The 23,401-nt window shown below is 47.0% G+C and carries 17 protein-coding genes and 1 riboswitch; of the genes, 3 read left to right on the top strand and 14 right to left on the bottom strand.

The annotated features are described in order from the left end of the window. Positions 1 to 36 precede the first annotated feature (36 nt). Positions 37 to 2,277: a formate C-acetyltransferase gene (gene pflB, locus BN1938_RS17025; RefSeq protein WP_050641719.1), complete on the bottom strand. Its 2,241-nt coding sequence runs from the start codon at positions 2,275 to 2,277 to the stop codon at positions 37 to 39. Positions 2,278 to 2,411: 134 nt separating this feature from the next. Next, a riboswitch (ZMP/ZTP riboswitch) is annotated at positions 2,412 to 2,492 on the bottom strand. 344 nt (positions 2,493 to 2,836) lie between these two features. Further along, on the bottom strand, positions 2,837 to 3,478 hold the full coding sequence (locus BN1938_RS17030; protein ID WP_050641720.1) for an HAD family hydrolase: 642 nt from the start codon (positions 3,476 to 3,478) through the stop codon (positions 2,837 to 2,839). A gap of 119 nt (positions 3,479 to 3,597) precedes the next feature. Here BN1938_RS17030 and BN1938_RS17035 point away from each other — a divergent pair, with 119 nt between their 5' ends. Beyond that, positions 3,598 to 4,389, top strand: coding sequence for a DeoR/GlpR family DNA-binding transcription regulator (locus BN1938_RS17035; protein WP_050641721.1), 792 nt, complete (start codon positions 3,598 to 3,600; stop codon positions 4,387 to 4,389). A 73-nt stretch (positions 4,390 to 4,462) separates the two neighbouring features. On the opposite strand, the gene BN1938_RS23145 is transcribed toward BN1938_RS17035, so the two are convergent. From BN1938_RS23145 to BN1938_RS17060, 5 genes are all read right to left on the bottom strand, one after another. Next, a complete protein-coding gene (locus BN1938_RS23145; protein WP_187376322.1) occupies positions 4,463 to 5,482 on the bottom strand; it encodes an NUDIX domain-containing protein in 1,020 nt (339 codons plus the stop codon). A 131-nt stretch (positions 5,483 to 5,613) separates the two neighbouring features. Further along, the gene (locus BN1938_RS17045; protein ID WP_050641722.1) at positions 5,614 to 8,343 is read right to left on the bottom strand and encodes a glycoside hydrolase family 2 TIM barrel-domain containing protein; all 2,730 of its coding nucleotides are present in this window, start codon (positions 8,341 to 8,343) and stop codon (positions 5,614 to 5,616) included. A 238-nt stretch (positions 8,344 to 8,581) separates the two neighbouring features. Then, the gene (locus tag BN1938_RS17050; RefSeq protein ID WP_050641723.1) at positions 8,582 to 10,324 is read right to left on the bottom strand and encodes a S8 family peptidase; all 1,743 of its coding nucleotides are present in this window, start codon (positions 10,322 to 10,324) and stop codon (positions 8,582 to 8,584) included. A 65-nt stretch (positions 10,325 to 10,389) separates the two neighbouring features. Then, a complete protein-coding gene (gene rbr / locus BN1938_RS17055; RefSeq protein ID WP_050641724.1) occupies positions 10,390 to 10,995 on the bottom strand; it encodes a rubrerythrin in 606 nt (201 codons plus the stop codon). A gap of 169 nt (positions 10,996 to 11,164) precedes the next feature. Further along, complete coding sequence (locus BN1938_RS17060) at positions 11,165 to 12,181, bottom strand: glycosyltransferase family 2 protein (RefSeq protein WP_050641725.1); 1,017 nt, start codon at positions 12,179 to 12,181, stop codon at positions 11,165 to 11,167. A 199-nt stretch (positions 12,182 to 12,380) separates the two neighbouring features. On the opposite strand from BN1938_RS17060, the gene BN1938_RS17065 reads away from it, so the two are divergent. Further along, positions 12,381 to 13,604, top strand: a complete 1,224-nt coding sequence (locus BN1938_RS17065; protein ID WP_050641726.1) for a 6-phosphofructokinase — start codon at positions 12,381 to 12,383, stop codon at positions 13,602 to 13,604. Between the two features lie 337 nt (positions 13,605 to 13,941). On the opposite strand, the gene BN1938_RS17070 is transcribed toward BN1938_RS17065, so the two are convergent. From BN1938_RS17070 to BN1938_RS17095, 6 genes are all read right to left on the bottom strand, one after another. Next, positions 13,942 to 15,420, bottom strand: a complete 1,479-nt coding sequence (locus BN1938_RS17070; RefSeq protein ID WP_050641727.1) for a glycoside hydrolase family 32 protein — start codon at positions 15,418 to 15,420, stop codon at positions 13,942 to 13,944. A gap of 21 nt (positions 15,421 to 15,441) precedes the next feature. Further along, positions 15,442 to 16,785 (bottom strand): glycoside hydrolase family 172 protein, encoded by a 1,344-nt coding sequence (locus BN1938_RS17075; protein WP_050641728.1) that lies wholly within the window; start codon positions 16,783 to 16,785, stop codon positions 15,442 to 15,444. A gap of 120 nt (positions 16,786 to 16,905) precedes the next feature. Continuing rightward, positions 16,906 to 17,736, bottom strand: a complete 831-nt coding sequence (locus tag BN1938_RS17080) for a carbohydrate ABC transporter permease (RefSeq protein ID WP_050641729.1) — start codon at positions 17,734 to 17,736, stop codon at positions 16,906 to 16,908. A gap of 7 nt (positions 17,737 to 17,743) precedes the next feature. Beyond that, positions 17,744 to 18,616 (bottom strand): carbohydrate ABC transporter permease, encoded by an 873-nt coding sequence (locus BN1938_RS17085; protein WP_050641730.1) that lies wholly within the window; start codon positions 18,614 to 18,616, stop codon positions 17,744 to 17,746. Positions 18,617 to 18,750: 134 nt separating this feature from the next. After that, entirely contained in the window at positions 18,751 to 20,079 is a 1,329-nt protein-coding gene (locus tag BN1938_RS17090; protein ID WP_050641731.1) for an ABC transporter substrate-binding protein, read from the bottom strand. Between the two features lie 286 nt (positions 20,080 to 20,365). Further along, a complete protein-coding gene (locus BN1938_RS17095) occupies positions 20,366 to 21,346 on the bottom strand; it encodes a LacI family DNA-binding transcriptional regulator (RefSeq protein WP_050641732.1) in 981 nt (326 codons plus the stop codon). Between the two features lie 277 nt (positions 21,347 to 21,623). Here BN1938_RS17095 and BN1938_RS23490 point away from each other — a divergent pair, with 277 nt between their 5' ends. Next, positions 21,624 to 21,788, top strand: a complete 165-nt coding sequence (locus BN1938_RS23490; RefSeq protein WP_154253258.1) for a hypothetical protein — start codon at positions 21,624 to 21,626, stop codon at positions 21,786 to 21,788. Positions 21,789 to 21,927: 139 nt separating this feature from the next. Here the strand turns inward: BN1938_RS23490 and BN1938_RS17100 are convergent, their stop codons facing one another. Further along, on the bottom strand, positions 21,928 to 23,400 hold the full coding sequence (locus BN1938_RS17100; protein WP_050641733.1) for a rhamnulokinase: 1,473 nt from the start codon (positions 23,398 to 23,400) through the stop codon (positions 21,928 to 21,930). Position 23,401 lies beyond the last annotated feature (1 nt).

Genomic DNA, 23,401 nt, shown 5'->3' on the forward strand with positions numbered 1-23,401 from the left:
GTTATCCCTTCTTTTTTTGAGTGCTCTCTTTTTATTCTACATCTTTTCGTGGAAAGTACGCATAATTACTTCCTTCTGCTGCTCTCTGGACAGCTTGTGGAAGTTTACCGCATACCCGGAAACCCGGATTGTCAGGTTCGGATATTTTGCAGGATTCTCATAAGCCTCCATCAGCATTGCGCGGTTCATTACATTTACATTTATGTGGTGCGCCATCTGCCTGAAATATCCATCCAGGATATTCACCAGATTCTCAAGCCGCTCCTCTTCTGTCCTGCCCAGCGTATCCGGGGTAATGGAAAAGGTATTGGATATCCCGTCACGGCAATCTTCAAATGAAAGCTTGGCTACAGAATTCAAGGATGCCAGCGCTCCGTTCTTCTCCCGGTTATGCATCGGATTTGCTCCGGGTGCGAACGGCTCTTTCGCCCTGCGCCCATCCGGTGTTGCCCCTGTCTTCTTCCCGTACATGACATTGGAGGTAATGGTCAGGACAGACAATGTGTGCACTGCATCGCGGTATGTCTTCGTCTTCTTCAGCTCCGCAGACATATCTGCCAGGATTTTCCTTGCAATCTCATCGGCTCTGTCGTCATCATTTCCATAGGTTGGAAATTCTCCCTGTGTTTCAAAATCCACTATGTATCCGTTCTCATCTCTTACAACCTTTACCCTGGCATATTTAATGGCACTCAGGGAATCTGTCAGCACAGACAGCCCCGCAACACCGCATGCCATAAAACGTTCCACTTCGGTATCATGCAGCGCCATCTGTGTCTTCTCATAGGCATACTTATCATGCATATAATGAATTACATTCAGAGTGTTTATATACAGACGGCAGATCCATTCCCTGTACTTTTCAAACCGCTGCATTACAGTATCAAAGTCCAGTATATCTCCTTCATATACCGGCATCTCCGGTCCGGCAGGCGACTTGGTATAGGTATCATATCCGCCGTTAAGCGCCAGCAGAAGCAGCTTCGGCAGATTGCACCTTGCCCCAAAGAACTGCATCTGCTTCCCGATCTTCATCGCAGACACACAGCAGGCAATTCCATAATCATCCCCATATACCGGTCTCATCAGATCATCGTTCTCATATTGGATCGCATCTGTATCAATGGAAGCCTTTGCGCAGAAATCCTTAAAGCCCCGGGGCAGCTTTTCGGACCACAGCACCGTCAGGTTCGGCTCCGGAGCCGGTCCAAGGTTGTAAAGTGTATTCAGAAAACGAAAGCTGTTCTTTGTCACCAGCGTGCGGCCCTGTTCGTCCATTCCGCCAATGGACTCTGTAATCCACATGGGGTCCCCGCCAAACAATTCATTATATTCCGGCGTGCGCAGATGCCTTGCCATACGCAGCTTCATCACAAAATCATCAATCAGCTCCTGGGCATGCACCTCGTCCAGCAATCCCGCCTCGATGTCTCTCTGAATATAAATATCCAGAAAACTGCTGGTCCGCCCCAGTGACATGGCAGCACCGTTTTGTTCCTTGATAGCTGCGAGATACGCAAAATAAGTCCATTGAACAGCTTCCCGCGCATTATGTGCAGGTTCTGATATATCATAACCGTACATCTGCGCCATTTCCTTCATTTTATTGAGAAAATTGATCTGCTGGAACACTTCTTCCGATAAACGGATGGACTCGACATCAAAATCCCCCTCGCCGATGATTCTCTTGTCATTCTGCTTCTCCTCTATCAGAATATCCACTCCGTACAGAGCCACCCTGCGGTAGTCTCCGATAATCCGTCCTCTTCCATAAGCATCCGGAAGCCCCGTCAGTATACCCGCGTGCCGAACTTTGCGCATCTCATCCGTGTACACGCGGAAAACTCCGTCATTGTGGGTTGTCCTGTACTGGAATTCCTGTTCGATCTTATCAGAAAGCTCATAACCGTAAGCCTTGCAGGCCTTTCTGGCCATGTTGATTCCTCCGAAGGGATTCACCCCCCTCTTTAATGGCCGGTTCGTCTGCAGACCTACGATCAGCTCCTCTTCTTTATCCAGATAACCTGGCTGGTATGCTGTAAGAGACGATACGGATTGTGTATCAATATCCAGCACGCCGCCAAAATCCTGTTCCAGCTTTAAAAGACTGTTCAGACGCTCCATCAAGCGCTCCGTCCTCTCCGTTTTCGTTTCCAGGAACTCGTCCGTACCTTCATATGGGGTCACATTCTTCTGAATAAAATCCCTGACATTAATCTCTTTCTGCCAATCTCCTGCTGCAAATCCATTCCATTGCTCAAAATTTTTCTGTTCCATGACATTATCCTCCATTTATCAAGGTCATTAAATTTCTCCCAATCATCCCGCTGCCTTTCTCGTTCCTCCCACTGATGCCATGCAGACAATCCCAATGTATACTAAGTTAAAAACAAAAAAGACAGCCCAAATCATTGAGCTGCCCAGACGGTCGGCGTTCTATTCTATGCTCCCATGTGGTATACTCCACTTTTCCGTCAGTCACATAGAACATTTCAGTTTTCCACGAAGCCTGAATACTTATGTCGTACTCTCAGTATAAACACAAAACCGACTAAAATGCAACATATTTTTTGATAAATCTTTTCTGAATACAATTCGCTGTGTGAAAAAGCAGTAAGAGGAAGTCTGCAAAATCAGCCGGAATAATAATACTGCCAAGGCAGCTTATGTAAACACTTGAGGATCTTAATCATCTGATTAAGGGGTGAATGTGTTCGGCTCCGGCTGATTTTGCAGATCTCCTCTTACTGCTTATTCGCATGATGGATCGTATTTTCTACAGAACAGACACTTTCTGCAGTACATTCCGGCAGACACCACCATCCAGTGAGCTGTATTAAGAAACATCCTTCATCTGCAGCAAAATCCTTGTAATCTCCTCCGGGTCCGCCAGACGGTATACAGAAGGGATCTTTTCCGTCTCATGAGCCCCCCAAATCGCCAGTGCCCCGTGGACCCCTGCTGCTTTGGCACAAGCCATGTCATACGTAGAATCTCCCACGTACAGTGCACGGGAAGGTGTAAGATCAAGCTTTTCCAACGCCGCAAGAAGTGGCTCCGCATCCGGTTTATGTTGTTTCGTGTCATCCGCACAGATGATGACTTCAAATTTCCTGACAAAATCAAATCTTTCCACGCTCTTTTTAAACTCTTCCCTGGTCCTGGAAGTTACGATCCCCAATCTGAGGCCTGCGTCTTTCAGGCGCTGCAGTGTTTCAGGAATTCCCTCGAAAGGTTTTTGGAGAAATTCATATCTGGCACTGTAGTCCAGCCACATCTTCATCGCTTTGTCCGCATCCTCTAGTTCAAGCAGCTCCAGGGCCCTGGCTCCTGGAATTCCCAAAGCAAAATAGAGTTCCTCAGGCCGGTACATTTTCCCCGTCATCCGCAGCAGCATGTGCTGTAAAGACAGCAAAATCGTATTCTCCGTATCAATTAAAGTTCCATCTACATCAAAAATCACTGCGTCATATTTCAAATCTCCTGTTCCTCCTGCCTTGCATTCTGCTTGTTACAGGTTTATAATAACACATATAAAAACATTTATTAATGTTTATTTATGTTTTATTCAACCATTTTCAAAGGAGATTTTGTGCTATGAATCATCAAAACGAACCAGATCAAACATATCTTGACGGAATTGGACGGCGCCAGAAAATTCTGCATATCCTGGAGGAAAATGGGGAGGTGTCTGTCAATGAACTGGCACAGGCATTTTCCGTTTCTCCCATGACAATCCGGCGGGACCTTCACTTCTTTGCCAGGCAGGGAATCCTGGAGACCCACTACGGCGGCGCCCATCTAAGTAAAAACAGAGCAGTAGTTCCGAATTTTTCGTCCCGCAATGAAAAAATGAGGCAGTACAAACAGTCAATCGGAAAAAAAGCCGCCAGCTTTATCAAAGAAGGCGACACCATTTTTCTGGATTCAGGCACCACAACCATCCAGCTTATAAAATACTTTCCGGACGTCCACGCCACGCTGATTACGAATTCCCTCTCTGCCATCCAGCAGCTCAGCACCAACCGGAAAATCAGGCTCATTGTTGCCCCCGGAACTTATCAGGAGCAGATCGGCGGCACTCTCGACCTTTCGACCATAGAATTCTGCAGGCAGTATCATGTGGATAAAAGCTTTGTTGGCACCATGTTCTGTTCACTTGATTTTGGCATCACGACTACAGATGAACTGGATGCTGCGCTGAAAAGAACCTTCCGTGAGCAGAGCAGCTGCTCCTTTCTTATGGCGGATCACACAAAATTTGCCGGTAACAGCTTTGTAAAATACGCGGAGCTTTCAGATTTTGACTATATTCTGACTGATAATGAACTGGATCCAGATAAAAAAGAAAAATTAGAAAAGATCAATCCGGGATTGATTCTCTGTTAGAGCGAAACGGACCATGCAGGTATCCTCCCCCGTCAGGCCGCTGCACAGTACGGTCTGACGGAGTCCCCTGCTGCTACAGCACCCCGAGATATTTTCCTACCATTTCAAACTCTTCGATATAAATACAGTTATTCAGTGTTCCGTCCAGGATCCCCCTGCGGCAATCGCCGTAATCCATCCATATCACTTCTTCCACCTCTTCCTCCTGCAGCCTTAGCCCCCCGATGTCCACAGGTTCACTGTACACATACACGGCGCTGAGCTCGTCATCTTTGAAAGGCATGCCATAGAATACGTCCTCGAAGCCGCCATGGTGAATACCTATAAACTGCAGATCTTTAGGCTCTGCGCGGAGTCCAAGCTCTTCCTGAAGCTCTCTTACCGCAGAAGTCAAATATTCATCTCCTGCCGCCACATGTCCTGCGGATGAAATATCGTAGCATCCGGCATTCGAATCTTTGACAGCGCTGCGTTTTTGCAGAAGAACATCATAGCCGCCCTTTTCCTTTTTCCGCACCACCCATATATGTGCGGCAGCATGAAGGCTGCCCTCTCTGTGGGCAACGCCCCGCTCCCTGACAATCCCTGTCTTACTGCCGTCGGGATTCAGTATATCGAATAATTCCATCTCTTTTCCGTCCAGCGCAGCATATTGAAGCGTATCCGCCTCGTCATATACAAGCTTAAGAGAAAAGAATTCTCTGCCCTCGTCCAGAAGGCGGAAGAAAATCTTGTCCCCTTCCCATAGATTCAGGCCCAGGACTTCTTTCTTATCTACCCACTCCAGCTCCCCTTCATCGCAGGCAGTCTGCTCGCCTGTAAAGCCGTCCGCAGTATACAAAGACATATATTCAACCGTGTCTTCACCGTACACAAAGGTAACAAGCCCACGGTATTTGTAAGAGGTCAGGATAAATCCGGTTTCTTCCCAGACCTCTCTGAGCAGGCATTCCTCCGGGCTTTCCCTGTCCTCGAAATGCCCGCCTACACCGATCCATTTATCCTTATTCACATCATTCTCTTTCACGGTCCGGTGCAGCATCAGATAACGGTTCTCTTTTTCAATATAACATAATGTACTCAATTTAAACATTTTTCCATCTCCCATCTAATTTCATCTGTTACTATTCACGACCCATGTGCCGTGCAAAGTAACTTTTGTCTTTCTCTATTCTAACACAATCAGATGGAATTTTGCAGTTTTTCGGAGCTTCTGTACATAAGTCATGGAATCAATAACACCGGTTCGAAGATTCCCGCTTTCCGGTCCGCCGCAGTATTTTTTACAATCACGGACAGCACACAGTTTTCCCCGGCCCGGCTTGGAATGGTTACCGTCAGTTCACCGGGCATTACAAAGGATTTTCGGGCCAGACATTTCTCCCCCAGATACACTTCAACATCGCCTGCCACCTTGTGAAAGCATAAGGTTTTTCCGGCATCCTTTTGCGAAATCTCTGTCGACCGGTATAGGCAATACCAACCGTCTTTTCCGGATAACTGTGACTGTGCCTTTCCCTCGAATTCAACAGGTTCCAGCGTATTCATATCAGACTTATCCATACCCAGGTGCAGATCCGGTTTTTCCCTCACTGCTTTATGCGACATCCTCCAGCCGCCCACAAACACTGCATCCACACTCCATATTTCTTTTTCGTCTTCCGCTCTGCGGATCTCCCACTTTCCGGTGTACTCCCCCAATTTCTCAGAAACCAATGTTACCTGCAGGTACTCCTGATCCGCCGCCTGCAGTATGATCTGACAGCGGCCGCGGAATAACCTGACCCGCCCGTCTACCTCACGGTCATGATTGTTCGGATCGCCGTTTCCTGCCCCGAGCAGCTTCGCCCCCGAAACGGCAGCCTTTATATATCCCTCCTCCAAAGGCTGGACTTCCCCTTTCGCATCAACCGCCGATATGTTTAGTATCAGCGCATCCTTTGTACTGTAATTCACATAATTGCGATTGGATTCTACCCGGATTGAAACAGCTTCCCCTGCAGTTTTACGTGCTGCCTCTATGACCTGCTTTTCTGAGATATAGCCTGCCGCGCGCAGCGTTCCCGGCTCAAATTCAAGATCCCAGGCGCACTGTTCATATATCTCATTTTTCTTTCTGCCCATAGACCGCCCATTCAAGAAGAGTTCCACTTCCTCACAATTGCTGAAAGTCATTACCCGTACTGTCTCCCCTCTTTTGTGGTTCCAATGCGGCAGAAGATGGAGTACTGTCTCATTTTTCCAGCAGGCCTGATATAGATAATAAGTATCCTTGGGAAATCCACAGGTATCTATTATTCCGAAATGAGAACTTACACTCGGCCATTCATAAGGAGAGGGTTCCCCCCGGTAATCAAATCCGGTCCATACAAACATCCCCATAATAAAGTCTCTGGATAAAACGGACTCATTGGCTGCCCGCACTGTTTCTCCCCAGGGAGCCGTTTTTTCATCATAATTGCTGAATACCTGTTTTTCTTCATTATCTCTGTAAGTATCTCTTGTAGAAAATGCGGACACTAATTCAGAAGCTGCAACCGGCTGATGCGGATATTTTTTATGAAAAGCATCGTAACTGTCCGTATAATAATTGATACCTGTGATGTCAAATACTGTGGCAGCTCCTTCTTCCTCCATATAACCGCCGTTAAATGCACCCAGAACAGGGCGGTCCGGATCGAGCGCTTTTATTTGGGCCGTCATCCTTTCTGCTATCTTTCTTCCCTTTGCGGTGCCCTGCAGCGGCTCTTCATTAAATACGGAATATATGACAACGCACGGATGGTTCCTGTCCCGCCGCACCATCCCCCTAAGCCGCCGCATTGCGTCCTCCGCCGTACTGAATGTCCGGTTTTCATCCATCACCAGAATGCCCATCCGGTCACATAGGTCAAGCAGTTCCGGCGTGGGATTATGGTGAACGCACCGATAGGCATTACAGCCCATATCCTTCAGAATTTTCAGACGGTATCTCTGAACCTCATCGGGCAGTGCGGCCCCGATTCCGGCATGATCCTGATGATTACATGTCCCCAGAAGCTTCACCCTCTGTCCATTCAGCCAAAAGCCCTTGTCTGCATCAACTTTTATTGTCCGGTAACCATAGGGGATGTCTGTTTCATCCATGTTTTCCCCATCCTTCAGCCGCACCTTACAGTGGTATAGATATGGGCGGTCAATATCCCACAAAAATGGATCCTCTATTTTCATTTCACAGCATACCTTGAATCTCCCAAACGCTTTTGCCGTCCCCTCTGTGCTGTACTGCATATCCGGCAGTACATTCCCATCCTCATCGCACAGTTCTACGATGCACTGATACCGCTGCTCTTCCCCGGATGCATTTTCAAGTTCGGCCTCTATATGCGTCTTCCAGCCGTCATCTACCCGTTCCGGCCGCACAAAGATACCGCTGTAAACCGGATGTACCAGAGGCTCCTTCAACAGCCAGACATGCCGGTATATCCCCGAGCCTTCATACCACCAGCCCTCCCAGATACTGCAGTCAATCTCTACTGCAAGAATATTCGGCTTCTTCCCGTAATTTGCAATGTCTGTAATATCCACACAAAAGCTATTGTAGCGGCTTTCATTATGGTACAGCTTACATCCGTTCAGGTATATATCAGTTATGCCTGCAATTCCGTCAAAAACCAAGCTAAGTGAACGGTATTTGTCACATTCATCTAAACAGAATTTTTTGCGGTACCAGCCTTTGAGCCCCCTGCGGTATCCATGGTCTGCGGGGGCAGTAAGGTCAAGCTCCTGGCTGTGCTGCCAGTCATGGGGGAGATCCACTGTCTCCCAGATCGAATCATCAAATTCCAGAGCCGCAGCGCCTGTAATCCCGCCGGCTTTTGAAAAGCCATAGACGGCTCCATGCGACATGGATTCCGGTAAAATACCAAAGTCCCCCAGTGAAAATTTCCATTCTCTGTCAAAATTATATCTCATTTGTTGTCTCCTTATCTATTTTTACTGTATCTCTGGTTCGTTGTTTGTCAGGAAAGTATGTTTCTGTGTCTGAAAATGATTCGATTTGAACATGCTCGCCTTTAGTTTTGGTTTATTATATCATTGACGATTGTTCAATAGTTATTAATAACGCTCCCAAAAAGAGCATATTCGACCATTTATTTAGATGTCTATTTAAAAATCTGTTTAAAACAACCTATTCGGCAGCATGTAAACCTTATACCGGAATACTATCCCGCACACAAAGCGCCCCATACCCCATCTGGTTATTCGGCCACCGATCAAATCCCGGAAGTTCTCTCGCCCCTCTCCGCAGATAGGCCTTCACCTTCTCCCCATACAAATAGGAGTCATTCCCTTTCACAATCCCCCACTCCATCAGCAGTGCCGCGCTTCCGGTCACAAAGGGCGCGGCAAATGAAGTTCCGGTGAACTGTGCATAGCCCCCGCCGGGCACCACAGTCGTTACGTTTACCCCCGGAGCCACAAGATCCGGCTTTGGCACCGCAGCATACTCATAGAGCGCCGCCGGCCCCCGGCCCGAAAAGTCTGCATAACTGAATGTCAGACTATTATATGCTCCCACGGTTATCACCCGGAGTGCCGTAGAGGGTATGGTGAGCGTCGTATCACTCTTTGGAAATAAAAACCCGGTTCCTATATTCAGTGCGCTCTGACTGGGCAGCCACATCTCATATTCTCCTGTCACCACCCTGCGCGGCGATAGGATAATCTGCCATACGCCGCTGTCTATATAGGTCTGTCTGGGCAGAAAGTCAATAAATATTTCCTGCTTGACACTGTACGGTTTCGGTTCCCCATAATATAGAAGTATCTCCGTATTACCCAGGATAAAACGCTGAGAGCCAAGTATCTCCTGAATCGGGCCCACCCGCACTCCCGATGGGCTGATCAGGGAAATATCCACTGTATCCACATAGGATTTCCAAAGCTGCACATTGACCGTGGGCTCGTTAGCCTGTACCCCCAGCTGCACACTTTCTTCCACATTCACTGTCAGCCTGCCGGAGGTGTGGCCGGCGCTGGTTCCTTCATTTCCGCTGCCCACACAAACTGCACACTTCCAGTAATTAGAAATATCATCCAGAAAGCGCTCCAGCAGGGAAGTTCCGTCGTGGGAACCATATGTATTTCCAAAACTAATATTCACGGCCACAGGCATTTGGTACTCCAGAGCTTTGCGGACCGCATAATCTACCCCCATCATCAGTTCCGTTGTTCTGGGGAAGCCTTCATCCCGGGGAATTCCCAGCTTAACGACCAGCAAATCACTGGCCGACGCCACCCCCGCATACTGGCGGCCAGGACTCCCGGCGCCGTTGCCCGCTGCAATTCCTGCGACCGCGGTCCCATGGCCCGAAGTATCCCTGCTTGGCACAATTCGCTCCCGCTCCTCTCTGGAGTCCTGTGCAAGCGCCTCGTTGATCTGCTCCTGTGTATATTCCGTGCCGATGGCATAGCCTTCCGGCGGGCTGCCCGGAATCGTCTGATCCCACAGTGCTCGTATTCTGGTGGTTCCATCCGGATTTCTGAAGTCCTCGTTGGCATAATCAATTCCACTGTCTATTACGGCAGTCAGCACGCCGTTTCCGAACAAAGAAAAAGGAGTTCGCTGCACCGGATTGATGCAGGAAACTCTCTTTCCGTTCGCCACCTGAAAAAACAGCCTCTTTGGTTTTTCAATATACTCTATCTGAGGAATGGATGCCAGCCTGTCAATCACAGATTCCCGTACTGTGATAACAGCATACTCATTTGTCAGTTCCGTCACAGACGTTGCCAGCGCTCTCACCGGATCAAGGGAACCCGAATACTTAATCACCAGATCCCATTCTCTGTCAATCGGGTTATATCCCACCTCCAGCTCCAGTGACTTGACGCGTTCTTCTTCCGTAGCATCTAATGCAAGGTTCAGCAGATTCTCTACTTTCTGGCTCATATCCCGCTCCTTTTGACTATTCAGTTAACAGATGGTTCTTACCCGTTTGGGTATATCTTTTCTGGCTATCTTCCTTCTCCCTTATATGCAGCATATGCATATGGCAGAAAATACCCCTGCGCATGGCGGCAGACCGGACATACAGCCGGAGCCTGTTTTCCCTCGTGGATATATCCGCAGTTCGTACAGATCCATTTGCTCTCATTCTCACAAGCAAAGTATTGGTTGGTCTCCAACATGCCGGCTATTTCACCAAAACGAACCTGATGGATGTGTTCAATCTCTGCGATCTGATAGAATGCAGACGCAGCCTCTAAAAAGCCTTCTTCCTTAGCCACATCACCAAATGCCTGGTAAACATCCTCATATTCCTCTTTTTCGTTGTGCTCCGCAGCTCTCAGAAGCTCAGCCAAAGTCGTCTGCTGATCTACCGGATAACCGCCGTCAATAAAGATTGTCTCACCGGACAGATCTTTAAGCAGCTCGTAATATCTCTCCGCATGGGCGCGCTCCTGATCAGCCGTATACAAAAAGATGTCGGCAATCGTATACATTTTCATCTCTCTTGCCTTATCTGCAGCGATCGTATATCTGTTTCTTGCCTGACTCTCCCCGGCAAATGCTCTCATCAGGTTTTCTTTTGTTTTACTTTCTGAAAAATTAACAGCCATAATACACACTCCTTTTTTTATTACTAGTATGTACCATGGCTGGTAAAATATGCTCTTTTCAGTTAAAATATTTTCTTTACGCACATGCGGCTGTGCAGATTCTGTTCCATAACTTTTGCCGGACCGTAAATCATAAAACGTTTCGTAATATCCAATCGTACCGTATCAGCTAATTAAACCCGATAAGCCTTCTTGCCACGCTGTAAGCCATGGAGGATACCTTTCGTCCGGACTTGCCGGGAAGATTGATCGTCTGGCCCAGGATTCCGTAACGAATCTTAAAGTAAGTGCCGTAATCCTTTTTCTTCAGATACTGCCACAGTTCCGCCTTCTTTTCCAGATTCGCCTTTTTCTTGGAACGGATACACAAAATCGAGGATACAGTCATCATAATTGCAAGGTAATTAATCATGTATTTACGCAGCTTTTTACTGGAAATCATCCGCAGTTCATACATATTTATCATGCACTTGTTTACGAATATCTGCTGGTCTATCCTGCTGATCATCACCTTTTCGTTAACGGATTGATCCTCTCGCCCGATAAAATACCTGTAGAAGTCAACATCCATATAGTAGATCGTACGCACATGCGGCAGGGGGTAATACACGTAAATGTTATCCACATAAAATGTATGCTTCGGCAGCCTGAGCTGGCATAACTTCAGCATCTCGGTCCGGTAGAGGACGGAATGCATCAGGATATACTGGTCCAGCCGGAAATGCCCGATATCGTCCCAATGGAATATCTGGTTCTGCGGCAGCACATTGCGGTAATGGATGACCTTCTTATGCTCAACCCCAACCTTTTCATACACATAATTTGAAACAATCATGTCCACTTCCGTCTCCGTCTGCACAAAGCCCCTGACCGCTTCCAGAATCTGCCTGAGGGCCTCCTCATCTACCCAGTCATCGCTGTCCACCACCTTAAAGTATCGACCTGTGGCATGGGCCAATCCCGCATTGACAGCATCGCCGTGTCCCCCGTTCTCTTTGTTTACTGCCTTAATAATTGTTGGATACAAATCTGCATAATGACGGGCAATCTCTTCTGTACCGTCCTTGGAGCCGTCATTCACAATGATGATCTCCACATCCTCCCCGCCCTTTAATATTGATTGTATCGCCTTTTCCATATACGCTTCAGAATTGTAGCATGGAATTGCAAATGATATAAATTTCATAAGAACACCTCTTTACTCAGATACAGCAATTATACTGCACATTCACCAAATTTCCAACTGTTTTATCACAAAATCCGTTTTTGTACCTGTTACAGTTACTATCCACAGGGCCGCACATAGTAACCTATTGTAAAATATGTCTTTTTCCATTATAGTTATAGGTATGACAAAAACGAAAATAGCTTTGGAGGGATTATTTATGAAGAAAAATGTTATCGTGGGCCAGTCAGGCGGACCAACCGCAGTCATCAATGCCAGCCTTTACGGCGTTGTATATGAGGCATTGAACCGGGAAGATTCTTTTGGCGCTGTATATGGAATGATCAACGGAATCGAGGGCTTCCTCGCCGGGCATTACATGGATATGGAGCCTCTGGAACGCTCCGGCGAACTGGAATTGATCAAGACGACTCCCGGATCCTATCTGGGATCCTGCCGCTATAAACTTCCCGAGGATCTGAACGATCCGGTATATCCAGAGCTAATGGAAAAGCTTAATGCATTAAATATCGGATATTTTTTCTATATCGGTGGAAACGACTCCATGGATACCGTAAGCAAACTCTCCCGCTATGCCGCTAAAACCGGCAGCGATATCAAGTTCATCGGGATTCCCAAGACAATCGACAACGATCTGGTGGAGACAGACCACACCCCGGGCTTCGGCAGCGCCGCCAAATTCATTGCATCTACGGTCAGAGAAATCACCCTGGACGCCTCCGTATATGACAATAAAAAATCCGTTACCATCGTAGAAATCATGGGACGCCATGCCGGCTGGCTGACCGCCGCCAGCGCTCTGGCCCGGAAGTTCGAGGGAGACAATCCGGTTCTGATCTATCTTCCTGAGGCTGCATTTGACCAGGAAGCATTCCTTCAAAAAGTGGAGGAAGCCCTGGAGCAAACTCCCAACCTGGTTGTATGTATATCCGAAGGTATTCATGACAAAGACGGCACCTTCATTTGCGAGTTTGCCAGCGACGTAGGCGTAGACGCCTTTGGCCACAAGATGCTAGCCGGCTCGGGAAAATATCTGGAGAATCTGATCAAGGAACGGCTGGGCATCAAAGTCCGTTCCGTAGAACTAAACGTATCCCAGCGCTGCTCCAGCACCATGCTCTCCGGCACAGACCAAAAAGAGGCCATCGCCTCCGGCGCCTTTGGCGTAAAATGTGCGCTGGAAGGCGAAACCGGAAAGATGATTGCTTTCAAAAGAATCCAGGACAAGCCCTATACAATTGATTACGTAACAACCGATGTCAACCATGTCTGCAACAGGGAAAAAACAGTTCCGGCAGAATGGATTACGAGAGAAGGCACGGATGTGGGCGATGCATTTATCGACTATGCAAAGCCTCTGATCCAGGGGGAAGTCCATGTTCCAATGGAGGACGGGGTACCCATGTTCGCATACAGGAAGTAGGTTTGTGGCTTACGAGTTTTAGGCTTGGGAGCGGATGAAGGGGGACGCCTGGCGGGGAACGGGACGGGATGCAGACGTAAGCATATATCTGTCTGGAATACTGCCCGCTGCGCTAAGCAGCAGTAAGAGGAAACGGAAAAAATCAGCCGGCACCATACGCATTCACCGCCTGCTCTGATGAGCAGACGGCTCAGGCGTATTCAAAAGTTGATTCGGAATCAACTTTTGTCCGGCTGATTTTTTCCGTTTCCTCTAACTGCTGCTAAGCTCGCTCTATGTACTCCAGACAGATATATGCTTACGTCTGCATCCCGTCCCGGCTCTCGGCAAGCGTCCCCTACATCACGCCCTCCAAATCCCAAGTTTCCATAAGCTCAATACTTAGTTCCCCCCCCTGTGCCGTTATGTAATTCCCGCACGCTGTTTCGGGGGCGAATATATTGCATGATATGTTATTCTGGTAATGATTGCTGAACATTTCTACTGAACTCTGGTCTGAGAATATATGGATATCCAAGTAGTCCTTTCCCAGCAGATTCAATGGACTTTTGGCAATGCCCTTGCTCCAGCCGTCTGCCTGGCTTCTGTCAAAGCTGATCTCTGCTTTTTCAAAATCGAAGACTACCAGCGTTTTCTTTTCTTCTGAGGAGCGCAATTCCATACAGATCTTCTTTGCGGTTGATTCTTTTAGGTTAATTTTGAGCTTTGCCTCGTATACGCTGCCTTCCCGGAACAGGAGGGGGTTTTCCGCCTTTAATGTTACATTTCGCTGTATCTGCTCATCCCGTCTGAGCTGTTCCAGTTCTCTGACCGGCAAAAACTGCAGGGTATTGTCCTTGCAGAGCACGACCTCCCTCGGAAGATTGAAGAATCCGCACCACCCTTCCTTGTAGGTGGGGCCCCAGTCCTTCCAGAACGGCATCCAGTCCCAGGCATTGGCCCATCCGACGATGATCCGCCTGCCGTCCGGGGACAGGAATGACTGCGGGGCATAGTAGTCGAATCCCCAGTCGATTTCCCCGGATACGGTATAGTAGAATTTTCCGGTCTGATAGTCAAAATCACCTACCAGATATACACTGGTTCTTTCTTTTGCCCCCATAGGGGAGAACATCAGGACGTATTTGTCACCGATGGGGTAAAAATCCGGGCACTCCCACATATATCCCCACTCGCCCCGGCTTTCGGCCAGGATATTCACAAATTCCCAGTGAAACATGTCTTGTGACTTGTATAAAAGCGCCTGGGCCATACCGTCTTTGTTCGCCCCACAGACCACATAATAGGTGTCCTCGTGCTTCCAGAGCTTCGGGTCACGGAAGAAGTCTCCCGGAATCCCCTCAGGTGCGGTCAGAACCGGGTTTCCCTCGTATTTTTCAAAATGGATCCCATCCTCGCTGTATGCAATACACTGGGACTGCTCAAAGCCCTTCCCATTATTCGTTGTCCCCGTATACATCAGGAATAGTTTCCCGTCATGCTCGATCGCGCTTCCCGAGAAACATCCGCCCTGGTGATGGTCGTCATAGCTTTCACTTGGAGCCAGCGCAAGGGGCAGGTATTCCCAGTGTATCAGATCTCCGCTCACCGCATGTCCCCAGTGCATGCAGGACCAGAATCCCTCGTATGGGTTGTACTGGTAGAAAAAATGATATTTTCCCTTGTAGTAAATCAGCCCGTTCGGATCATTGAGCCAGCCGGTCTGCGGCATAAAGTGGTAGTGCTGGCGCATTTTGCCCTTTCTCACGCATTCCTTTTTCGCATCAATCTCCCTCTGGGCTTTCTCGATATTTTGCTGCATTAATTCCTTAGACATAAAACGCCTCCAGTTCTCCCATTACTTGTATTCTTCACGCAGTTTTTTTGCAAACTCCGTATTGAGCGCCGACTCACGGCGTGCTTTGTTCTCCTTGATTCTGAATTGCTCCTGCCTTGCCGGAGAGTACTCTTCCCAGCGTTTCTCGTAAGAATCCCTGGCCGCCTGCATTTCTTCTGTTAACTGTGGCATCTTCAGGTCTCTTTCGGGAAGCACAGGCACATTCGGCAGACGCTCCTCCACTGGAAGGATCGTAAGCGGCTTTGCGGTCGGCAGGGTCTGATACCAGTAAGCCGTGGAACTCCAGTCGTCCGACAAATGGTTTGCATGACCATGCTCAATCGTTACGCGAAGGCGCTTTTCAAATCTGACCGGATCTGTAATATGGAACCGGTAGGATACATGGAATCCGTCCGTATCCCCTTCGTGCACAATGGTTCCAAAGAATGGGAATGCGTTGCGCTGCATACCCCATGCATGGTTAAAGTAATCCTCCGTTCCAGTGCCATTGAGGCTTGGATACTCTTCCCCGTCAATAAAAAACATGTCGTTTCCTTCGCCCCACCAACTGCCCTGGTAATGCTTCACGGTCAGGTTGCATCCCACGTAATGGCCTGTTCCTTCCACGTCCAGGACGGTGTAATTGCCTTCCCCTTTCAAATTAGTAACATTATTGACCTCCGGTGAATTCACCTGAATATCCGGTCCCCATCCGTCGCACGGATTCTCTCTGTGCCAGCTTGTATGGAAATAAGCGGTATTTTCATCCAACGGTTTTTTATACATTTCATAGTCAATGTTAAAATATAAAATAAACGGCAGCTCATTTTCATTGATAATCTCAATCTTTGCCTTCTTATTAAATGGCATTGGGAAATAACAGGATACAGAACATGGTGCGCCGTAGCGTCCTGCCTCCTCCGGTTTCAGCGATACATTAAATGGAAGAGAGGAAAAATTCCCCGGATAGCAGTTCCCGATACAAAAGAAATCTCCGAAAGGCGCCAGAACGCTCGGCGTATCCTGGTCATCCCATGTAATTTTGATCAATGCCTTCCTATAATAAAACGGATCATAATCGTCCCAGATTACCCCCAGAGCCGGATGGATTTCCATCACCGGAGCTGCGGATGCATTCTGCACCGGATCCAGGATGCTGGGTGCCTTTACCCTTCGGCAGGATGAGGTCATCCAGATATGCGTGATACAGCCGGGGCCTTCAATCTCTCCCAGTGTTATGCTTTCTTTTGCAGGAATTTCCCAGTAGTCCTGGTTCTTGCCTCTCTGATCCCAACTCGCCAGCCTTCCGTTTCTGGCCTCTTTTATGGTTGTCAGATCCTGAAATAATCCTGATACTTTACTCATGATATCTCCTCCTAATTCTTTTACAATGTTATATTTATTCACAACAGTCCACACAGATCTGCCCGTTCACAGTACAAACGTGTGTATAAGTGCAGAAGCCTATAAATTAACGCTCCCGGTTTAGCCTTTTACGGCCCCGGCCGTCATACCCTCTACAATATTCTTCTGGAAGATGCCGTAGAAAATCAGTTCCGGTATGATAATCAGCACACTAGACGCTACAATCCCGCCATAATCCACCGTATAGGTTCCTTTAAAGAAGGACGCCCCCATGGAAAGCGTATAATCTGAGATGTCTCTCAACATAACAGATGCGAATGGGAATTCATTCCAGATATACAACACGTTAAAAATTACAATCGTTGCAATGACCGGTTTTGCCATGGGAAGAATCACCTTCAGCATCAGATCCCAGATGCTGCATCCGTCAATCACGGCGGCCTCATCAATCTCTGTAGGAAGCGCCTTCAGGTAGCCCACCAGCAGCAGCGTATTAAAGGATATGGATGTTGCCACATATGGGAATATCAGCGCCAGCTTTCCCCTTAATCCGAAGAATACATTGATTTTGTACACCGGAAAGAGCAGAATAAAGGGTGAAATCGAAAGCCCCATAATCAGAAACCCATATATTAAGGAAACAATTTTCTTATTCTTAAACTCCATTCTGGAGATCACAAAGGAACTGAAAAAGGTAATAATTAATTCGATAACCAGTGATATCACACATACAAATAATGTATTTCCATACAGCTGCAGAAAATCCAAAGTTTTAAACGCATTGCTGTAGTTTTCCAGATTCAGGCTTTTCGGCAGAGAAAGCGGTGCTGACAATATTTCTGAATTTGTTTTAAAGGAAAGCACCAGCATCCAGATAAACGGAAATACAACCATCAGCGTAATCAATACCATCAGGATATACATGGCTGTCTTCTTCTTTTTATTTATCATAATCCTGCTACCTCTCTTTCTCTCTGGTCAGGAATGAGTAAATCCCCGTAATCAAAAGCGACAGCAAAAAGGTAATCGTAGCCAAAGACATCCCATAGCCGTAATCACTACTGGAGAATGTCATAGAGTAACTGTAGGTTACCAGTGTCTCTGACAGGTGGTTCGGGCCTCCGCCTGTTGTCTGCTGAACGATTTCAAAGATTTTGAATACGCCGGTAATAATCAGGACAGATACCGTCGAGATTGTCGTGCGCATCATGGGAATGATGACATAGCGTACCTTCTGCACACCGCTTGCTCCGTCAATTTTCACTGCCTCCAGCACGTCTTCCGGAATCATTTTCAGTCCGGCAATAAAAATGGTCACCAGATATCCGAGCTGCTGCCAGAAATAAATGACTGCAATGCTGTATGGTGAAAATGTCTCCCCGCCGATCCATTTGTGCTTCAGCGCCGATGCTCCCACCGCGTCCAGAATATTATTAATAACGCCGATATTCGGATCCAAAATATATACCCATATAATACCTACAATAATGGGCGCAATAATTGCAGGGGAAAATATAAGTGCTTTCGAAAAATCGGTTCCTTTCAACCGGTTATTTAAAAGCAGTGCTATCAGAAATGATAATGTCAGCAGCAGGATAAATGCCAGTATGAAAATAATCATCGTATTCTTCAGTGAAATCCAAAACACATTATCCTGAAACAGCCTGATATAATTCTGAAATCCCTGGAACCTTGCCTTACCAATGCCGGAATACTTTGTAAAGCTGTATCCGACCGCAATCACAATCGGCAGGACGATGAACACGCTATAGACGAGCAGTGTCGGGATCAGAAGGCCTATTTTATATCTTCTTTTACTTAACCAGCGCATATCCTTCTCCAATCATAGAATCCGCAACAGCTCAGGCATGCCTGAACCATTACCAGTACATTGTCAACAATCCACCCGCAGCCCCTCCGCACTCACGGAGGGGACTCCGGCTTTCTGCGTATTAACCTGTCTCTTTACTTACTGTAGGACAGAGCCTCGTCAATCTTATCCAGAGCTTCGGACGGCTCATATGTTCCCTGCATCACGCCAAACATGGAATTGTAAAGTGCCTCCTGTACTGCGGATACCACAGTCAGATCCGGCGCTGCCTCCGGGCTCTCCCATCCTGCAGCCAGGGCTTCCAGCATCGCATTCATAGAATACTGTGTGTCCGTTGCTGCAACTTCGGAATAGTTTGTTGCCGGGAAAATAGAACCTTCATAGGAAATCTTTGCAGCATCTTCTCCATAGTAGAATTTCAGGAATTCGTAAACTGCCTCTTTCACTGCGTCATCGTCTGCAACCTCTGCATTCACAACGATCGGTGCGGACGGAACCTTCATTGCAATATCCTGGTTGTAATTCGTATCTGTATATTTAGGCCCCCACCAGAAACCTACCTTTTCGCCGATATTTTCATCAAATTCCGCACAGTCCCACTGGCCGGTGCCGAACATTGCCGCCTTGCCTTCGTTAAAGAGCTGCTTCGCGTCGAAGTATTCAATCGTAGCCATATTTTCCGGGAATGCCCCTGCATCCGCAATTCCTTTTAATTTCTCAAAGCAGGCGTTCAGGTCTTCATTGTTGAATTTCTTTTCTCCTGAAAGAATGCTGTCGATATTCTCCGCCCATCCATATCTGGCAAGCGTCTCATTGAACTCCCACATTGCGTATGCACTGTTTTTGCTTCCGATTGACAGTGGAGTCACGCCGCTCTCTTTCAGCTTTTTGATCATCTCAATGAATTCTTCGTATGTAGTGTCGTTCGTAGGATACTCAATCCCTGCCTTATCAAACAGGTCTTTGTTGTAAAAGATTCCCTGGACATTACACTGGTATGGCAGACCGTACTGTCCGTTGTCATCCTGAAATGCATTTTCCATGCCGCCAAGTGCTGTCTGGATATCGGAATTTTCGGATAAGAAATCCGATAAGTCCATCAGTACGCCGGAGTCGCTGTATTCCGGAGCCTCGCTGGCATCCAGCCAGAAGATCTGCGGAAGTGTTCCGTCGGAAGCTTCCAGCTTCATATTCTTGGAATGGGACTCTTTATCGGAAGCCTCAAACTCCACCTTATATTTTCCGTCATACTTTTCGTTAAATGCCTGCACAATGTTGTATGTAACCGCTTCCTGCTCCTGGGGGTTTGCCACATGGATACCGAACTTAATCGTCGTTGCTCCTCCCTCTGACTCTGCTTTCGGCTCCGGCTCCTTGCCGCCTGAACATCCCGCTAGCAATCCCACAGCCATCGTACCGGCCATAACAGCTGACAACAGTTTTTTTAAAGTTCTTTTCTTCATAATGCTCCTCCTTGTATTACGAATACTGTTTTGTTGTTCCCAATGTGGAACCCGTTCCACATTGTTTAAAAAAAATACCTCAGCTTGTTCCGCGCCGCATCATGGAACCCGTTCCACAATGCGGCAAAAAAAATAAGTTTTCTAGGATGTACACCTGTTGATTACTTTAAGCCCATTATATAACTCCATTTAAAAAAGTCAACCTTATTTTTTAAATTTACTGCTTTTTTGTTTATAACTACAAAAGATTTTGATTTTATTTTGTACACCTTTCACAATGAACTGATTATAAAGTTGTCTTTCCTTTTTTAAGTTCCACCTCTAATAAGACCTGCTTGTTTTTGTAAGTCTTTCCATTTACCAGCCTTGCCATCAGGCGCACGGATTCCCTGGCCAACGCTTCCATAGGCTGTGCAACGGCCGTCACCTGTGGTTCTACGATTCCCGTCAGGTAGGTACCGTCATAAGCCACAATCTTCACATCCCCCGGTACCTTTTTATGCCTTCTGATCGCTTCATTCATATAACCGATCGCCAGCTGGTCAACCCCGAATACTCCGTCAAAATCTATTCCCATCTCAAAAACTGAATCCACCGCCTTTTTATAATATACGGCGTCAAAACGGTTCCATTCCAGTTCATAGGCATATGTCTTCACATGGTTCTTTTTCATAATCCTTTCAAATTCATAATGCCTGTCATGGTATGGTGACTCAACTTCCTGCGCTCCGCGAAAATGCAGTACGGACTTACAGCCGCTTCTGATCAGCTCCTCTGCCGCCAGTCTGCCGCCTCTTTTATGGTTCACTGCCACCACAGGGATATCTTCGCCCAGGTAGCGGTCAAGCGCCACAATCGGCTTGTGGATCTTAAGGTATTCTTCCACATCAAGTGAGTGTACGCCGGTGATCACGCCGTCTACAATATGACGGTTCAACATATCCAGATATTCGAGTTCTGCATTTTCTTCTTTCACGGTATTGCACAGCATGGTCTTGTAGCCGCAGTTATACAGCTCTGCTTCCACATATTCTACAAATTCAGCAAAAAACGGGTGTGCAACCGTGGGAACTAATACGGCGATGATCCCTGTTTTCTTGTGAAATAAATTGCGCGCCAGCTCGTTGGGCGTGTAGTCCAGTTCACGCATGGCTGCTTCAATCTTCTGGCGCGTCTCATCGGATACATAACCGCTGTTGTTCAGAACCCGTGAAACCGTTGTCGGACCTACGTTTGCCTTTTTTGCAACATCTCTGATACTTGCCATAATCAGACCTCCTTTCCTCGTATTTTAAGCTCTGCTTAATTCTAGTTGTAATATATTTTCGGACAAAAGTCAAACAATTTATGCTAAAGAGCAGAAGCGTAAGAAGGATATAATGTATGGCATGTCATACCCTTATAAAACTACTCAACATTCCAAAGTTTTAAATGTTTAAATACTGCTAAATTATGGATAACAATATTAACCCATTAATTTACAAAATACATTTACCTTTATGCGTAAGATATTAATAGAACTTAGATAGAGAGGGGGGATTACAATGTATAAAAAGTTTATTGCTGTACTATTGGCTGTAGCCTCCTACAAAGTATTGGAAGTCTATGGACTGGAAAATCTATACACCCCGGCTCAGTATAATGAAACTATGCAGTATAGTGCCTTAACAGGTAACTTATTCAGGATGGGGTATCCCGGCGTTGGATGAGATACTCTTTTACCTGCATTTTCCTAATTTAATAATGTTTATAGGAGCAGCACAGATGATGCACGTTATACTGCTCCTATATTAGTTTATCCCGCCCCAACTCTGTATATCCCCTTGAAAGTAAGAATATTCCTCATTTTTAAAAACAATACTTTGAGAAATTTTTATATGCCAGATTCCATTCCGCTTCATCTTCCGGCACATATTCCCTCACCTGGAAGGAATCTCTCACTATTCTGCGTATTTCTGTTAATGAGGAGGCGTGTCCGCAACCGTAAGCCTGCATCAGGAGATTGCCGGTTGCTGTGCATTCTTCCGGGCCTGCCGTTACTTTTTTGTGAAGCGCATTGGCTATAAACTGATTTAACAGCGTATTTTTTCCGCCGCCTCCGGTTACGTGCACAACATCGATTTTTTTCTCTGCCGCATCTTCTATCTTCCCTAAAACATATCTGTATTTCAATGCAAGGCCCTCATAGATCAGCCTGCTGATTGCACCGATGTCATCTTCTTTGAGGTGGATCTGATTTGTTTTTTTCAGGTATTCGACGATCGCTTGGGGCATATTATCCGGTGCGAAAAAGCTGTTGTCGTCTACGTCTATAAACGCCATAAATTGGGGGGCTTTTTTTGCCTCTTCTACGATTCTGGAGTAGTCCAGTCCCGGATCTTTTCTATTCCATTGTTTCTTACATTGCTGAATAATCCAGAGTCCCATGATATTTTTTAGGAAAAGGGATTTTCCAAGTACTCCGCCAGAATTGGATATATTAAGTGCGAAGCTTTTTTCATTATTTACGGGCTGTTTCAGCTCCATTCCTGCCAGAGACCATGTACCGGAACTGATGAAGGCGAAGTTTTCACCTTCTGCGGGAGTCGCTACTACCGCGCTTGCCGTGTCATGTACGGCGGGCGTTATGATCGGAATCCCGCGTTTTAGTCCCGCTTGGTCTGCAATATCGTCCCGGAGGGTTCCTACTTTGTCCCCTGCAAACGAGATCTGGGACTGCAGTTCTACCGGGATATTGTAGGCCTCGAAGATTTCATCATCCCATTTGCGGTTGACTGTATCTACCATCATGGAGATCGAGGCCGCCGTATATTCGCAGACGGGTTTGGCTCCAAGCAGATAATGCAGAATATCTCCCACAAACAGCAGCTCCCTGGCATGGTCAAGCTGTGTATCTTTCTGCTTCCTTGCTGCAATAAGCTGGTTCAGAGTATTAAACTCCAAAAATTGGATTCCTGTCTTTCGGTAAAGCATTTTTTTTCTTGGTTCCAGCAGGGCATCCGTGCCCTCAGTCCGTTTATCCCTGTATGTATATGGGATTCCCATCAGTGTCCCGTTTTTATCCAGCAGGCCAAAATCTACGCCCCAGGTGTCCACGCCGATGGAATCCAGTTTAGGGCCGTATTGGTCTGCATAGATCCGGAGTCCTTTTAATATTTCTTCATAAAAACGGTAAACATTCCATTTCCATTCTCCCCGGATTTTAAGTCCCTGTGTTGGAAACCTACACAGTTCATCCAGTTCTATGATGCCGTTTTCCAGGGTTCCTGCGATACAGCGACCGCTTTCCGCCCCCAGATCAACTGCAAAATATCTGCCCATT

It is taken from the genome of Eubacterium sp. SB2 (assembly GCF_001244405.1).
Classification (GTDB): domain Bacteria; phylum Bacillota; class Clostridia; order Lachnospirales; family Lachnospiraceae; genus Faecalicatena; species Faecalicatena contortus_B.